Origin of the sequence: Paenibacillus sp. J22TS3 (genome assembly GCF_018403205.1) — a bacterium.
In the GTDB taxonomy this organism is placed as follows: domain Bacteria; phylum Bacillota; class Bacilli; order Paenibacillales; family Paenibacillaceae; genus Fontibacillus; species Fontibacillus tuaregi.
Genome location: NZ_BOSF01000003.1, coordinates 749,271 through 764,797 on the forward strand (window position 1 = coordinate 749,271; position 15,527 = coordinate 764,797).

General features: G+C 46.0%; 15 protein-coding genes. 3 read left to right on the plus strand and 12 right to left on the minus strand.

The features are described 5' to 3' along the window. Positions 1–73 precede the first annotated feature (73 nt). Positions 74–727: a spore protease YyaC gene (gene yyaC, locus KJS63_RS13240; RefSeq protein ID WP_068621622.1), complete on the plus strand. Its 654-nt coding sequence runs from the start codon at positions 74–76 to the stop codon at positions 725–727. Here the strand turns inward: yyaC and KJS63_RS13245 are convergent. The 12 genes from KJS63_RS13245 to rpmH form a co-directional block, all read right to left on the minus strand. Then, entirely contained in the window at positions 654–1,154 is a 501-nt protein-coding gene (locus KJS63_RS13245; RefSeq protein ID WP_213619542.1) for a DUF4446 family protein, read from the minus strand. The genes yyaC and KJS63_RS13245 overlap by 74 nt on opposite strands. 26 nt (positions 1,155–1,180) lie before the next feature. After that, positions 1,181–2,326 carry an aminotransferase class V-fold PLP-dependent enzyme gene (locus tag KJS63_RS13250; RefSeq protein ID WP_213619543.1) on the minus strand — a complete coding sequence of 382 codons (1,146 nt, stop codon included), beginning with the start codon at positions 2,324–2,326 and terminating at the stop codon, positions 1,181–1,183. Between the two features lie 100 nt (positions 2,327–2,426). Beyond that, positions 2,427–3,272, minus strand: a complete 846-nt coding sequence (locus tag KJS63_RS13255) for a ParB/RepB/Spo0J family partition protein (RefSeq protein WP_068621627.1) — start codon at positions 3,270–3,272, stop codon at positions 2,427–2,429. Then, positions 3,265–4,026 carry a ParA family protein gene (locus KJS63_RS13260; RefSeq protein ID WP_068621629.1) on the minus strand — a complete coding sequence of 254 codons (762 nt, stop codon included), beginning with the start codon at positions 4,024–4,026 and terminating at the stop codon, positions 3,265–3,267. The genes KJS63_RS13255 and KJS63_RS13260 overlap by 8 nt, the downstream gene beginning before the upstream one ends. 507 nt (positions 4,027–4,533) lie before the next feature. Then, positions 4,534–5,349 (minus strand): nucleoid occlusion protein, encoded by an 816-nt coding sequence (gene noc / locus KJS63_RS13265; RefSeq protein ID WP_068621631.1) that lies wholly within the window; start codon positions 5,347–5,349, stop codon positions 4,534–4,536. 414 nt (positions 5,350–5,763) lie between these two features. Then, positions 5,764–6,486, minus strand: a complete 723-nt coding sequence (rsmG, locus tag KJS63_RS13270; RefSeq protein ID WP_213619544.1) for a 16S rRNA (guanine(527)-N(7))-methyltransferase RsmG — start codon at positions 6,484–6,486, stop codon at positions 5,764–5,766. A 3-nt stretch (positions 6,487–6,489) separates the two neighbouring features. After that, positions 6,490–8,376, minus strand: a complete 1,887-nt coding sequence (gene mnmG, locus KJS63_RS13275) for a tRNA uridine-5-carboxymethylaminomethyl(34) synthesis enzyme MnmG (protein ID WP_068621635.1) — start codon at positions 8,374–8,376, stop codon at positions 6,490–6,492. Positions 8,377–8,794: 418 nt separating this feature from the next. Beyond that, positions 8,795–10,174, minus strand: a complete 1,380-nt coding sequence (gene mnmE / locus KJS63_RS13280; RefSeq protein WP_213619545.1) for a tRNA uridine-5-carboxymethylaminomethyl(34) synthesis GTPase MnmE — start codon at positions 10,172–10,174, stop codon at positions 8,795–8,797. Positions 10,175–10,242: 68 nt separating this feature from the next. Then, complete coding sequence (gene jag / locus KJS63_RS13285; protein WP_068621640.1) at positions 10,243–10,965, minus strand: RNA-binding cell elongation regulator Jag/EloR; 723 nt, start codon at positions 10,963–10,965, stop codon at positions 10,243–10,245. Then, positions 10,962–11,849: a YidC/Oxa1 family membrane protein insertase gene (locus tag KJS63_RS13290; RefSeq protein WP_213619546.1), complete on the minus strand. Its 888-nt coding sequence runs from the start codon at positions 11,847–11,849 to the stop codon at positions 10,962–10,964. Before KJS63_RS13290 ends, jag begins: the two co-directional genes overlap by 4 nt. A gap of 73 nt (positions 11,850–11,922) precedes the next feature. Continuing rightward, complete coding sequence (gene rnpA / locus KJS63_RS13295; protein ID WP_213619547.1) at positions 11,923–12,273, minus strand: ribonuclease P protein component; 351 nt, start codon at positions 12,271–12,273, stop codon at positions 11,923–11,925. A gap of 177 nt (positions 12,274–12,450) precedes the next feature. After that, positions 12,451–12,585 (minus strand): 50S ribosomal protein L34, encoded by a 135-nt coding sequence (gene rpmH / locus KJS63_RS13300; protein WP_068621644.1) that lies wholly within the window; start codon positions 12,583–12,585, stop codon positions 12,451–12,453. Positions 12,586–13,194: 609 nt separating this feature from the next. On the opposite strand from rpmH, the gene KJS63_RS13305 reads away from it, so the two are divergent. Together KJS63_RS13305 and KJS63_RS13310 are read left to right on the plus strand one after the other, a co-directional pair. After that, complete coding sequence (locus KJS63_RS13305) at positions 13,195–13,872, plus strand: GntR family transcriptional regulator (protein WP_213619606.1); 678 nt, start codon at positions 13,195–13,197, stop codon at positions 13,870–13,872. Between the two features lie 272 nt (positions 13,873–14,144). Next, a complete protein-coding gene (locus tag KJS63_RS13310; RefSeq protein ID WP_213619548.1) occupies positions 14,145–15,506 on the plus strand; it encodes a GntP family permease in 1,362 nt (453 codons plus the stop codon). Positions 15,507–15,527 lie beyond the last annotated feature (21 nt).

A 15,527-nucleotide genomic window follows, 5' to 3' on the forward strand; every position in this document is an offset into this window, starting at 1 on the left:
CTACTATACAAGTTAGAGTCCATAGGCTATTCAGAAGTTTGTTCTTCTTATATTGAATGGAAAGGAAGATACTATGTCCCCTACAGATCCAACTCATGCTGCTCAAGAGACACCTTATTTAAAAATACCCCACACTGAGCCTGGCATACATTCGGCTATTATCCACCGGCTTCTTCTCCATTTCACCAAGCTCTCTTCCAGGCAAGATATCGTAATCGTATGTATTGGCACTGACCGCTCTACAGGGGACTGTCTAGGCCCTCTGGTAGGCACAGCCTTATCCAAACTTCAAAGCGGCAGCTATCATTTATACGGAACACTCGAGGAACCCGTACATGCCATGAATCTTCAAGATACCCTTCTTCATATTCAGCAGGTTCACGAGAACCCTTTTGTCATAGGAATAGACGCTTGTCTTGGCCAATCTTCCAGTGTGGGATGCATCCAGGTAGTGCAGGGCCCTCTGCGTCCTGGTGCCGGGGTAAATAAAGAACTGCCGCCGGTTGGCGATATCCATCTTACAGGCATCGTCAATGTCGGCGGCTTTATGGAATATTTTGTGCTGCAGAACACCAGATTAAGTCTGGTCATGCGTCTATCCGACATCATTGCGACCAGCCTGTTCGCCGCCATTAAAGAATGGAATCGAAGCTTTAAGCCTCTTGCCCGGCGAGACGAATGGCGTCCTTTTCCTCAGGAGATAATGAATAAGGCGAATCTCCATTAACTACGGGCTTGGCGTATACATAGGAGCCCTCCCGGCTGTAAATCCCGGTAAGTACTACCCCATCCAGCTGATTATCAACAAAAGCGACAGAAAAGCTTAGCTCGTTGCCACGTTCTTCAAAGGCATTATAACGCTTAATGCCTATTTTTGCTTTTTGCTTCGGGAGGAGCTTGTGGATGGACTGCAGTTGCCGCTGCTGTTCCCCCTGCTCATCCTCAATTTGATCCATCTGCACTTTAAGATCAATCAATAAAGTCTCCAGGTTCTCAACGCCCGCACCAGCCATCATTACTTCATATTTCCGGCGCATCTTCTTCAGCTTGCTGCCCTGTACGATATTCCAGATGAGAAATAAGATAAACAACAGTGCGGTACCTACGATGATTAATCCCAATTGCTCGCTGACTAGTTTATTCCACTCCCACATGCCTGGCTCTACCCCTCTATAGTAATCTATGACTTATATATCTCCTGCATGGCCGTGATCAACGCCTGAACTTCCTCTACCGTTGTGTTATATCCGGCGCTCGCTCTCACAGCCCCGCTCTGAAGTGTACCCGCTGTCTCATGTCCAAGCGGAGTACAATGAAAACCAGCCCTCACAGCAATTTGATAATTGCGGTCTAACTTGAATGCAACCTCTGCTGCATCCATATTCTCCACGTTAAAAGATACAATACCCGTTCTTGGCTTGCCCAATGCAGGACCAAGTATGTGTATTCCAGGAATCTCAGCCAATCCCTTCATGATCAGCTGAGTCAGCATCCACTCATGCTTATGGATGTTATCCACGCCCACAGACAATACTTCACCAACCCCTTCTCCCAAGCCGGCTATTCCAGGGGTGTTAGGTGTCCCCGCTTCATATCGGTCCGGCCGGACTGAAGGCTGCTCCAGCTCTTCCGACTGGCTTCCGGTCCCACCATGCAGATGGGGAACCAAATCAATTTCCGGGCTAATATAGAGCCCACCGGTTCCCTGAGGCCCCAGAAGTGCCTTATGCCCGGGGAAAGCCAATAGATCAATGCCCATGTCCCCCACATCGATGGGATACGCACCAGCGGTCTGGGCAGCATCGACCAGCAGTAAAGCCCCATTCTTATGAGCCAACTTAGAGATTTCCTTAACAGGAGTAATACTTCCCAACAGATTGGAGCTATGGCTGCAGACAACCAGCCTTGTATTATTGGACATAAAACTACGTTCGAACCCCACCAGATCAATCTGTCCTTCTTGATCCGCAGCTATATAATCAACCTTAACCCCGTATGCCCTCTTTAGAAACTCCAACGGCCTACGGACAGAATTATGCTCCACCATTGTAGCTATCACATGATCTCCTGGCCTTAACAGCCCTTTGATCGCTAGATTCAGGGCACTGGTAGTATTGGAAGTAAATGCAATATCTGCTGAATTCTTAACATTAAACAGCTGTGCTATACGGCTTCGCGTCCGCATCAGAACCCGGCCCGCCTGTATTGCCATCCCATGGGTACCACGTCCAGGATTGGTTGTGCCGCTGGTAAGAACTTCCTGAACAGCTTGAATAACACCTGCCGGTTTGGGCCATGAGGTAGCTGCATGATCCAGGTAAATCATTTCCTCCTCACCCTCCCCCTCTGCTCACTTCAATCTTTGACTTTAAGATCAAGAAAGACATACCCCTGCCCCTGACTACAAGGAGAGATATGTCAATCCATCATTGAAGCATGTCAAGTAATCGCTGTAGATCCTGTTGGCTGAAATAGTTAATTTCGATTTTTCCTTTGTCCTTAGATGACTTGATTTTGACCGTTGTCTTGAAACGTTCCCGCAAACTTTCTTCTACTTCTTCAATATAAGGGTCCCGTTTCTTAGTTGCAACTTTCACTTTTGCTGCATCCAGCTTCTTACGATCTAATTGCTGAACCGCATCCTCAAGTTCTCTAACACTCCACTCATTCTCAATACATTGCTTAGCAAGCTGTTTAATCATAGTCGCATCCTTCAATCCAACTATGGCTCTTGCATGCCCCATAGATAATGTTCCACGTGAAACATAATCCTTCACCTCTTCAGGTAGGGCTAGCAAACGAAGGAAGTTGGCAATATGAGAACGCGACTTTCCTACCTTTAAAGATAACTCCTCCTGTGTGAGATCAAACTGATCCATTAGCCCCTGATAAGCGACCGCAATTTCCATGGCATTTAAATTCTCACGCTGAAGGTTCTCAATCAAAGCAATTTCCATAACCTGTTGATCGGTAAAATTTCTCACTACAGCAGGCACGGTTGTGTTGCCGCAATATTGAGAAGCTCTAAAGCGGCGCTCCCCGGCAATAATCTCATACCCCTTGAGAACACTTCGTACAATAATAGGTTGAATAACACCATGCTGACGAATCGATTCCGCAAGATCACGAATGGCTTCCTCATCAAAAGTTTTACGTGGCTGGTATGGATTCGCCCGAAGTTGATTAAGGGGGATTTCAACCACCTTATCGTCCTCACTCACAGTAAGCGATGGAATCAACGCATCAAGACCTTTTCCCAGGCGCTTACTCATAAGAAATCACTTCCTTTGCCAATTCTAGATACACTTCTGCCCCTTTGGAGCGAGGGTCGTACGTAATAATTGACTGACCGTGCGAAGGCGCTTCACTAAGTCTGACATTTCTGGGTATAACAGTTTTATATACCTTCTGCTGAAAATACTTTTTCACTTCTTCAATAACCTGAATACCAAGATTTGTTCTTGCATCAAACATGGTAAGAAGCACACCTTCGATCTGCAACGAGGTATTCAGATGCTTCTGAACAAGACGTACCGTATTAAGCAGTTGGCTGAGTCCCTCTAGAGCATAATACTCACATTGAATCGGGATCAGCACCGAATCGGCAGCTGTCAGTGAGTTAATCGTAAGGATACCAAGCGAAGGAGGACAATCGATAATAATATAATCGTATTGGCTCTTCACCATCTGCAGCGACTTCTTCAGTCTCACCTCACGCGAAATGGTGGGAACAAGTTCAATCTCAGCACCCGCAAGCTGAATGGTTGCCGGAATCATATCTAACCCTTCAATTTGCGTTGAAGTGATGGCTTCTTTAGGATGAACCTCGTTAATTAAAACATCATATATGCAATTGGCAACGTCCGCTTTATTTATACCAATACCGCTGGTCGTATTTCCTTGAGGGTCTATATCCACAAGTAAAACTTTCTTCCCCAACGTAGCCAGCCCGGCTCCCAAATTGACCGATGTTGTTGTTTTTCCTACACCGCCTTTTTGGTTGGCAATGGCAATGATTTTAGACAACCTGTTCACCTCAATATTATTTAAAAATCTTCTTGTAGATCCATACAGAATACAGGCTGTGCGGAAGCTGGAAGAACGATTTAAGCTAAGTTAAACTGCTGAAATAAGGGGATTGATTAATACAGAAAATCTCAATAGTGAAATTTCAGGACCAGTCCTTTTCGTGAATAAAATGTTCCTTTCATCGTTGTGCCTCGGCTCCATGATTTCATGGCTAGTCATACAATAGAAATCTACTTACCAAAGCAAGCACTTACGTTCCAAAGGATCACTTACTCCCTGCCAGTCACTGTTCATCACTATCAGACAATTCACCCTGTATCAGCATAGCTGACCTAAAGTGTAATGTCCCTGCCTTATTCAACCAGAACACCCTAGTACTCTTCCCCAAGCATCTCGGTTAAGCCTATCATATCTGTACAACTATGCCAGTCAACACCAAGAAGCAGCTACAAAAAGACAGAAAAAGCGGCTCTGCCGCCGCCTTCTAGCGCAAATTTGCCCGTTTTAGCGTTTGGGAATTTTGATTACGATTTCATAATGATCTTCATGATCTGTTTCAGCCGTCTTAATCTGCAAGCCGGATCCCGATACCATATCAATGGATTGACGAATCGTATTTAAGGCCAGACGGACATCTTTAGTGAAAGAAATACGCTTTGATTTTTTGTTTTTAGCTACTTCTTTGTAGAAAGCGATTCTTGCCTCCGTCTGTTTGACATTTAGGTCTTTGGCAATAATCTCTTCCAGAATTTTCAGCTGCAATTCCTCGGTCTCCAGGGAGAGCAAGGCTCTTGCATGACGTTCTGTAATTTTACGCTCCATTAAAGCATTCTTCACGACTTCCGGCAGCTGAAGAAGACGTATCTTGTTTGCGATGGTAGACTGGCTCTTTCCAAGTCTCTGGGCCAGACTTTCCTGGGTTAGTTGATGAAGATCAATGAGGTTCTGATAAGCAATCGCTTCCTCAATTGAGGTCAGATTCTCACGCTGAAGGTTCTCGATCAATGCAATCGAGGCCGCTTGAGAATCATTGAAGTCCCGGATAATGGCAGGAATCGTCTCGATACCGAGCTTTCTAACCGCACGCCATCGACGCTCACCTGCAATAATCTCATATTTCTCATTCCGGAGACGAACCACAATGGGTTGAATGACGCCATGAGTCTTGATGGTCTGACACAACTCATCAATCCGTTCATCATCAAAGATTGTCCTTGGCTGATAAGGCCCACTGACAATATTGTCCACCGGAAGCTGCTTCACTTCTTCCCCATGATTTCGTTCGGTCAACCCAAACAATTTAGAAAATTGTTCTTTCATTCCGTAGATTACCACCTAATTTCAAAGTAGCATAAGGCTCTCTTGCCTTATGATCTTCATTCCATGGGAATGAGTTTAATGGCATCCTATAAGGTCCTTAAGTTACCTCAGGTCATGCGGGATATCCATCCCATTTCAGAAGGAAATTCGTTAGCTATACATATAATCTATTCTATCACTTTTTCCTCTATAATCCTATTCTCTATCTTACCAGTTTCTATAGAATCATACCAGATTTCTGATAAATGTAGGTTTTGTAAACACGTTATGTATCATCACTTTACATGAAACCAAACTGCTCTTTTCCACCCTTTAATGAAGTGGCGACTCCAGAACATTTTGAAAAGTGGAATTTACTTTACTTCCTCAAGTATTTGTTTCACGTGGAACACAAAATATACCAAAAAATCACCCCTAAATTAGAGGTGATTTTAATGGTGTTCCCGCTTTTCGCGGATATTTTTTTGGAGTAGCCGCCGTCTTTTTAATCAAGATTATATGCCGTTCTGACTGCTCAACTGGAAGTGAAAACTTGAAGTTTTTAACTACTGAACCTTTAAGCTCTTTCAAACTAAAAGCAGCTTCCTTTAGCTCTTCTTCTGGATCATTGCCCTTCATGGCGGTAAAAGTCCCACCGGGTTTCACAAAAGGTAGACAGAACTCATTCAGTACAGCCATTCGTGCAACAGCGCGCGCCGTGGCCAAATCATAAGAGTCTCTATGCTCTGCCAGTTTGGCCACGTCCTCTGCTCTGCCATGAATTAACTTAACCTGCTCCAACTGCAAAGCATCCACTACATGTTTAAGAAAGCCAATACGTTTATTTAATGAATCAACAATCGTTAACCGTAAATGAGGAAAAGCGATTTTTAGCGGTATGCCTGGAAAACCCGCCCCAGAACCTACATCGATGAGGTTGCTTATCTTACCCATCTCCATATAGAAGCTAAGACTCAATGAATCATAAAAATGCTTCAGATAAACCTGATTACGCTCCGTAATCCCGGTTAGATTCATTTTTTCATTCCATGCCACCAGTTCCTTGAAATAAATCTCAAACTGGTTCAACTGATGCTCGCTTAATTCCATACCTTGATTTTGAAGTAATTCTATAAATCCCGTCTGAACAGAATCCATTCCTTATCCCCCTGCTGCGGTTACCCGGTTATAGTGTTCAAGATAGACAAGCAGGATCGAAATATCGGCTGGGGTAACTCCCGAAATCCGGGATGCCTGCCCAATGGAGATCGGGCGGATCCGATCAAGCTTCTGACGGGCTTCCATAGCGATGCCATGGATATCTTCATACTTAATGTTCTCCGGTATTTTTTTCTTTTCCATCTTCTGCAAACGTTCCACGTGGAGCAATTGCTTTTCGATGTATCCCGCGTATTTCACTTGAATTTCAACCTGCTCTTTGGTCTCTTCGTCCAGTTCTACCGAAGAAGGAGACAAAGGCTCAATATGAGCATAGCCAACTTCAGGACGACGTAAAATGTTCAGCAGTGTACTGCCATCCTGAATAGGCGCTGACCCAATCGATTCCAGAATTGGATTCACATCCACCGGTTTCACCTTCGTGTTCTTGAGCCGCTCAATCTCTACCTCCACATTCATCTTTTTGGTGAGGAATTGATCATATCGCTCCTGCTTGATCAGGCCAATCTCATAACCGATTGGAGTTAAACGAAGATCGGCATTATCATGGCGGAGCAGCAGACGGTATTCCGCCCGGGAGGTCAGCAGACGGTAAGGTTCATTGGTTCCTTTGGTTACCAGATCATCAATCAGCACCCCAATATAACCTTGAGAGCGGTCAAGCACAACAGGCTCTTTGCCTTGTACTTTACGTGCGGCATTAATACCTGCCATAATCCCTTGACCAGCCGCTTCCTCATAACCGGAAGTCCCATTAAGCTGGCCGGCTGTGAACAGGCCGGGAACAAGCTTGGTCTCCAGCGAAGGCCAGAGCTGAGTCGGCACCATGGCATCGTACTCGATCGCATAACCTGTACGCATCATCTCCACATTTTGCAGGCCTGGAATCGAACGAAGAATCTGCAGCTGAACATCCTCCGGCATGCTGGTGGATAGCCCTTGCACATAGTACTCAGAAGTATTCTTGCCTTCCGGCTCAAGAAAAATCTGATGCTTAGGCTTATCGCTGAACCGCACAATTTTGTCCTCAATAGAAGGACAATATCTTGGGCCAGTTCCCTCAATAACTCCGGAGAACATCGGAGCTCTGTGCAGATTCGCATTGATAATCTCGTGGGTTTCAATTGAAGTATAAGTCAACCAGCATGGCAGCTGTTCATTATTCGAACCCTTGGTTTCGTAAGAGAAGAACTTCGGCTTATCATCCCCTGGCTGAATTTCAGTTTGGGAGAAATCAATCGTATCTTTATGAACACGCGGCGGTGTGCCCGTCTTAAAACGAACCAGTTCAAAACCAATTTCCTTCAAATGGTGAGCCAGTCCTACAGAAGGCTGCTGATTATTAGGGCCGCTTTCGTACATCAGTTCACCCATTATAATTTTGCCGCGAAGATACGTACCGGTGGTTAACACCACCGCTTTCCCGCGGTACTCTGCTCCAGTCTTCGTAATAACGCCGACACAGTTTCCGTCTTCAATAATTAATTTCTCAACCATACCTTGGCGAAGAGTTAGATTCTCTTCCTTCTCCATCGTTTCCTTCATCGCATGTTGATACAGGAACTTATCCGCCTGAGCCCGCAGAGCATGAACAGCCGGTCCTTTCCCTGTGTTCAACATCCGCATTTGGATGAAGGTCTTATCGATATTCCGGCCCATTTCGCCGCCAAGCGCGTCAATCTCACGAACCACATGGCCTTTAGCAGGGCCGCCAATGGACGGGTTACAAGGCATGAATGCCACCATATCCAGATTAATGGTGACCATTAGTGTACTGCAGCCCATCCGTGCCGCAGCAAGCGCAGCCTCCACACCGGCATGACCCGCGCCCACGACGATTACATCATATTCACCCGCTGGGTATCCCATTATATTTTGCCTCCTTATATAGAGCGTTTCTCTCGTCTTATGATTTCCATCTTCACCGCATCCGAGAAACGCTGATCTATCTCATTATTACCTACAACGGCTGAACTAATGATGGACAAGAAAAGTACAGCACGTAAAATGCTCCTAAAATCAACTATTGTTCCTGGATTTATGGAATAGAAAAGTTGATCTATTGATTTACAAGTAAAGCAACCGTGTCATCCGATCGCTGTTGCTCCCAGATTTCTTGAATTAAATTTATAAGGTGGAAGCCCGGTCACAAAGGCGAACGCTTCGCTTCTCCAGAATCATTTCACACTTTTGCCTATTGGTAATTTTTTAGCTCACCTTGCATTACAATCCTTCACCATCATATCATGATCCGGGTCCTCTGAACGGCACACCGGCATAAATCCTTTTATTTCCCCAAGCAAAATTGTGAGAAAATTTGATCAAGCAGCGAATCTGGAGCAGAATCTCCAATCACTTCACCCAGCTGTTCCCACGCAAGCCGTACATCAATTTGATAAATATCAATAGGTATTCCGGCATCTGCGGCCGCATAGGCATCCCTAAGCGAGGCTGCAGCTTTATGAAGCAGAGCAATATGCCGCACATTGCTGACATACGTCAGATCGCCGGATTCAAGCTGACCCCCAAGGAACAACTCTGTGATTGCCTCCTCCAGCTTCTCCAACCCCTCCGTTGTCCGTACCGACAGTTTAACCCGGTTCATCTCCGGAAAATAACGGCTGACCGTTTCAAGATCAATTTGCTGAGGAAGGTCACTCTTGTTGATGAGAACAATAACCTGACGGTCTTGGATTTGCTCCATCAACTTAACCTCATCCTCATGCAACGGCTCAGCCCCGTTCAGTACAAGCAGGATCAGATCGGCTTCATTCACCGCCGCTTTGGAGCGCTCCACACCAATCTGCTCTACAACATCCATCGTCTCCCGAATCCCTGCGGTATCGAGCAGCTTCAGTGGGATATTGTTAATCGTAACGAACTCCTCAATGACATCCCGCGTTGTGCCCGGGATATCCGTAACAATAGCTTTATTCTCCCGCGAAAGTGCGTTCATCAACGATGATTTGCCCACGTTCGGACGGCCAACAATTGCAGTTGTAATCCCCTCGCGCAGAATTTTACCTTCGTTCGACCGCTTAAGCAGCTTGTCGATTTCCTGTATAGCAAGAGAACATTTATCTTTAATAAAAGCAGAAGTTAGAGACTCCACGTCATGCTCCGGATAATCAATGTTCACCTCAATATGAGCCAGCGTCTCTAGAAGCGTCTGACGGATGTCTTGAATTCTCCGGGATAGGTCTCCCTCGACCTGCTTTAGAGCCACTGAGAAAGCGCGGTCCGACTTCGATCGGATCAAATCAATGACGGCCTCCGCTTGGGACAAGTCAATCCTTCCGTTCAAGAAAGCCCGCTTCGTGAACTCACCCGGTTCAGCGAGACGAATAGCTGGCTGCCGGAGCAGCAGATCCATCACCCGCTTAACTGAGATCACTCCGCCATGCGTGCTGATCTCCACTACATCCTCCGTGGTGAAGGAACGTGGGGCCCTCATAACTGTAACCAGAACCTCTTCCAATTTATTTCCCGAATCCGGATCTATAATAAACCCGTAATGCACGGTATGGCTGTCAGCTTCGACCAGTGGTGTTCTGGAACGGAGCAGACGGCCTACCTCAGCAATGGATTCAGAACCGCTCACACGTATAACCGCAATTCCGCCTTCTCCCACTGCCGTTGAAATGGCAGCAATCGTATCCGTAACCATAAGTCACCTCTTCATATATAGATAAAAAGAAATGACGATTGCCTAAGCAAACGTCACTCCCCATACATTCATTTACTTTGTCTTACCGTAATGACAACCCGGCGATTTGGTTCCTCGCCTTTACTGTAAGTTTTGACATCGGGATGATCCTGCAGCTTGGAGTGAATAACCTTCCTCTCCTGAGGGGACATCGGCTCCAAAGAGACCTCCTTCTGTGTCCGAACCACTCGCCCCGCGAGCCTTAAGGCAAGCTCCTCGAGTGTCTTCTTCCGGCGCTCCCGGAAGTTCTCCGCATCGAGTACCAGACGTATGAAACTATGCGAGTATCGGTTGGCTACAATGTTGGTCAAATACTGCAAAGCATCCAGTGTCTGACCTCTTCGGCCAATCAACAGGCCTAGATCAGAGCCAGAGATGTTGAGTATTGCGCTGTCTTTACGCTTTACTATCTCAACTTCAACCTGCAGGCCCATACTTGCACCCACTTCAGTAATAAATGACGCCGCCTCTTGATAAGGATCTTTATCTTCATGCTGAAATTCATCGCTGCTTGTAACGGGCGGCTCTACAATCTCTGCATGAGCAGATTCAATCTCAGGCGGTTCTGATCCGTTGTCAGCCAGCAGAGTAAGCTCTACCTTGGCCTCCTTGACTCCGAACAGACCCAGGAATCCTTTTGACGGCTGCTCTAACACTTTCACGGCGACTTGACTCTCGGTGGTGCCGAGCTTGGCCAATCCTTGTTTTACAGCATCTTCAATGGTTTTTCCCGACGTCACAACTCTGTTCATTTTTTCTTGTTGGCCTCCTTGTTGGTGCCTCTTGCCGGAGTTCCGGCCTTCAAATTCGATCCGCCTCTCTTCGATTTACCGCCGCCTGTGCTAGGTCCACCGGCAACAACAGCCGCTGTTTCACCAGCTGGCTTCTTGTAGAGGAAGTAGTTCTGAATAATCGTATAGATATTACTGAAGAACCAGTACAAAGGAAGTGCGGAAGGGAAATTGTAAGCCATGATGAAGATCAGAACAGGATAGATAAACATCATGAACTGCATAGGTCCCTGCATTCCCGCTGGGTTCATATTGGACATCATTTTGGTTTGAACAAAGGTACTGATCGCAGCTAGAGCCGGCAGGATGAACAAGTGATCCGGCTGACCGAGCTGAAGCCATAAGAACGGATGCTCCCGAATAGCGGAGTTATAGAAAATCGAGTTATACAGCGCGATGAATACCGGCATCTGAATAAGCAGAGGGAAACACCCAGCCATCGGATTTACCTTATTCTCCTGGAACAGCTTCATCGTCTCCTGCTGTTGAAGCTGAGGGTTATCCTTATACTGTTCCTTGATCTTAGCCAGCTGCGGCTGAATCGCCTGCATCGCCTTCGAACTCTTCACTTGCTTAAGGGTAAGCGGAAGAATAATCGTCCGCACAATAATCACCATGACCAGAATAGCCAGTCCATACTCGCCGCCGAACCATTGGGCGAACGTATCCAAAGCATACGAGAAATAATAAACCACATTCCTTGTCCACCACGAACCACTCTTAGCCATATCCGCCGTGGTATGTGTGGCGGTGGAACTTGGCGCACAGCCCGCTAACAGAACAAGCAATCCTATGGCCAATGCAATAAGCAGCCACTTGCTTTTATTTGACTTCAATCGCGACACTTCATAACCCCTCTCTTAACCAATCCATCAGCCTAAATCATACCATATTTGAAAGGACAAATAAACAAGCCCCTCAAGCACGTGAAGCCCTTACAAGGCCTGCTTTTCGGAGCGCATGAAGCACACTCTTCTCAAGCTCCTTGTACTCCATCGTTACCGCGGCTTTTCTTACGATAAAAATAATGTCAACATGATCCCGGATCTCAAGCTTATGCAGCCTGACAATCTCCTTGATCAGCCGCCTCATCCGGTTGCGGACTACCGCATTGCCAATCTTTTTGCTGACGGAAATGCCCAGCCGAAACTGCTTCACATCATTTTTAACAGACCAATATACCACCAGCTGGCGGTTGGCAAAGGACTTGCCATAACGATATACCCGTCCAAAATCAGCCCGGTTTCTCAAACGCAGTTTTTTATGCACGATAATCTCCTTGAATGCACACCCAATTTACCGAAGAGATGTACGTTAATTGCTTGTATTATGAACCATCTCCGTAGACCCTAAACCAGCATCATATTCAAGAAAATCCGATTGATCTACCTTTTTTACTGCCATTTATGAAAAAAAGACCACCGCAGTGGTCTTCACGCGCATCATTTACGCACTAAGTACTTTTCTACCTTTCAGACGGCGAGCAGCCAACACCTTGCGGCCGTTTTTTGTGCTCATTCTCTTACGGAAACCGTGAACCTTACTACGTTTGCTCACATTCGGTTTGAAAGTCGGTTTCATATATTGCACCCCCTCACAGGATTACTGTCTTCTTCTTACTTTAAAATCACCGCAGAAAAAGCCTTTATACATTTAACCATGAAATGTGCTGAAAGTCAACCAATCCTCTACCCCTTAACCTGTATCTTAAATTCAAATTTCAGTGGATAATTTTTTATAAATGCAGTTATCCACATGTTTAATGCCTTTGAAACCCTATTTTGACTTATACACATGTGAATAATTTTTTTTAAAATAAACTTATAAAGAAAAAGCCCGGTCCCCCAGGCGGACGCTTCGCGCGGCGTGACGTTGCATGACGGCTTCACCCTCTTTTTGAAGCATTTCACACTCCTGCTTCTTCTTAAGTTCAACTTATCTCCCTCTTTTTTTAAGAAGAGTGTGAAAAAATATATTGCGCTTTTTTGTTATCGCTTACAATTTCCTGTTTACAGTTATAGCTGGTTGGGTTAATATACACTTACAAGTTGTATACAAGTATACCAAATGAACAAGGAGTTGATTTTACAGATCAGCTATGTGCCATAGAACCTGCTCATGCACCTGTGTTAAGATCGGGATATACGTTTAATGTAACGTTACTCGAACTTGATAGGAGAGTTACAAATGATGCAGTATCCTTCATCATGGCTGCAAGGGGCTTCACTTGGTGAATCTATCGCTTGCGAGCTGAGGTTACAAATTATAAAGGGGACCATCAAGGTGGGTGAGGTTCTGTCTGAGAACCGGATTGCAGCCGATTTCGGCACAAGCCGCTCGCCCGTGCGTGAAGCAATGCGGGTTCTTGCCAGCGAGGGACTAATCCGGCTGGAACGAATGGGAGCCGTAGTTCTGGGGCTTAGCCTAAAAGATGTGGAAGAGCTGTATGATGTTCGTTACCTGATTGAAAGTTTCGTTCAGCAGCGGGTATCCGTGATGAAGCTTGGCACGCTGATCCCAAGCCTTAAGATGATCATTGATAAGATGGAACTGGCTGCGAAGCATAAAGATGTCGTTGATTTTTCTTATTTGGATTTATCATTCCATGAATCGATGGTGATGGAAGCCGACCACACCCGGATTCTCCATCTCTGGAAGAGCATCCGCCATATCGTCATGACCGTCATGCTGATTACTACAGAGGAAGTGTTCTCCAAAGGTGAAGACAAAGTCCAGTTTGTCATTGATAAACACCGTCTACTGGTAAAAGGACTCGAATCCAAGGACCCGAAGCGTATTCAAGAGGTGGTTCGTGAATATTTCTCCGATTCCAGAAATACACTTCACCACAGCTTTCCTTCTTTATAAATAAGAAGGCTTTGGAATGAACTAAGGGCTTAACACAACCTCTTGTCTTTGGTTCTTCATTTAGTTCATTCCTATAAGACTTTGATGAGCAGCACTTGCTGCCACCAAACTTGTCGACAAGTATACACCGCCAAGAGTGATTTATCTTAATTTTAACCATACTAGTCAAAACAAAGAGTTATTGTAAGCGCTTTTAAGTGGATGAACAGCTTTTCCACTCTTATGTTCATACCCTTGAAATAAAAAAATTTACAAACAGAGGAGTCATTGCAATGAACAGCATCTTTGGATTAAGTCATAATGCAACGTTGTTAGTTTGGACGCTGGTCGCTATCGTCTTCCTGATTGTGCTGATTTCCAAGTACAAATGGAACCCGTTTGTGACCCTGCTTATCTCCGCTCTGATGCTTGGTCTGCTTACTGGCATGAAGCCGGAGGAAGTCATTAAATCGATCACCGGTGGTCTTGGCGGAACGCTGGGTACCATTGCGATTGTCATAGCTCTTGGGACCATGCTGGGCAAAATGATGGCCGAATCGGGCGGGGCTGAACAGATTGCCACTACCCTTGTGAATAAGTTCGGTGAGAAGAGAGTTCACTGGGCGATGATGTTTGTTGGTTTTATTGTCGGTATCCCGGTATTTTTTGAGGTCGGTGTGATTCTGCTGATCCCAATTGTATTTACCGTGGCCAAGAAGACAAAGATGTCTTTGCTGCAAATTGGGATTCCGATTCTGGCCGGTCTATCCACCGTTCATGGTCTTGTCCCCCCGCATCCAGCTCCGATGATTGCCATTGAAGCCTACCATGCGGATCTGGGCAAAACGATTCTATACTCGATTCTAGTCGGACTCCCTGTAGCCATCTTCGCAGGTCCTCTGTTCGGTAAATATATTGGTAAGCGCATTAAAGTAGAGCCACCAGCCAAATTGGCTGAACAGTTCGCCCTAAAAAGTGAACGCGGCCTACCCGGCTTCGGCATCACCCTGTTCACGATCCTGCTGCCGGTCATCCTTATGCTCATTGGATCTGTTGCAAATATTATTGATCCCAAGGCCACAAGCGGGCTTACCCGGTTCTGCGAGTTTATTGGCCATGAAATTATTGCGCTTCTGATTGCAGCGGTGTTCTCCTTCTTCTCACTTGGCTTTGCCAGAAAATTCTCGAAGGAAGACATCAGCAAATTCACCAGTGAATGTCTGGCCCCTACAGCGACCATCATATTAATTATTGGGGCAGGCGGCGCATTTAAGCAGGTGTTAATTAACAGCGGCGTCGGCACAGCTATTGCGGACATAGCCACAAGCGCACATGTTAACGTCATCTTGTTCGCCTGGCTTGTTGCAGCTCTGATTCGTGTGGCCACTGGTTCAGCCACCGTGGCGATGACAACGGCAGCAGGCATCGTTGCTCCCGTACTTGCACTGACTCCAGGAGCCAATGTGGAGCTGGTAGTTCTGGCAACCGGTGCGGGCTCCATCATCCTGTCCCACGTCAATGACGCCGGCTTCTGGATGGTTAAGGAATTCTTCAACATGTCGGTTCCACAGACTCTGAAATCCTGGACTGTGATGGAGACACTGTTATCCGTGATGGGGCTTGTCCTCATTCTTATACTGAGCGCTTTTGTATAAAGGCATCCTCAGCATTATAGA

What these genes read in the sequence shown, in the direction of transcription:
- yyaC (WP_068621622.1), top strand. Translation starts at nt 74, where the DNA reads ATGTCCCCTACAGATCCAACTCATGCTGCTCAAGAGACACCTTATTTA.
- KJS63_RS13245 (WP_213619542.1), bottom strand. Translation starts at nt 1,154, where the DNA reads ATGTGGGAGTGGAATAAACTAGTCAGCGAGCAATTGGGATTAATCATC.
- KJS63_RS13250 (WP_213619543.1), bottom strand. Translation starts at nt 2,326, where the DNA reads ATGATTTACCTGGATCATGCAGCTACCTCATGGCCCAAACCGGCAGGT.
- KJS63_RS13255 (WP_068621627.1), bottom strand. Translation starts at nt 3,272, where the DNA reads ATGAGTAAGCGCCTGGGAAAAGGTCTTGATGCGTTGATTCCATCGCTT.
- noc (WP_068621631.1), bottom strand. Translation starts at nt 5,349, where the DNA reads ATGAAAGAACAATTTTCTAAATTGTTTGGGTTGACCGAACGAAATCAT.
- rsmG (WP_213619544.1), bottom strand. Translation starts at nt 6,486, where the DNA reads ATGGATTCTGTTCAGACGGGATTTATAGAATTACTTCAAAATCAAGGT.
- mnmG (WP_068621635.1), bottom strand. Translation starts at nt 8,376, where the DNA reads ATGGGATACCCAGCGGGTGAATATGATGTAATCGTCGTGGGCGCGGGT.
- mnmE (WP_213619545.1), bottom strand. Translation starts at nt 10,174, where the DNA reads ATGGTTACGGATACGATTGCTGCCATTTCAACGGCAGTGGGAGAAGGC.
- jag (WP_068621640.1), bottom strand. Translation starts at nt 10,965, where the DNA reads ATGAACAGAGTTGTGACGTCGGGAAAAACCATTGAAGATGCTGTAAAA.
- rpmH (WP_068621644.1), bottom strand. Translation starts at nt 12,585, where the DNA reads ATGAAACCGACTTTCAAACCGAATGTGAGCAAACGTAGTAAGGTTCAC.
- KJS63_RS13305 (WP_213619606.1), top strand. Translation starts at nt 13,195, where the DNA reads ATGCAGTATCCTTCATCATGGCTGCAAGGGGCTTCACTTGGTGAATCT.
- KJS63_RS13310 (WP_213619548.1), top strand. Translation starts at nt 14,145, where the DNA reads ATGAACAGCATCTTTGGATTAAGTCATAATGCAACGTTGTTAGTTTGG.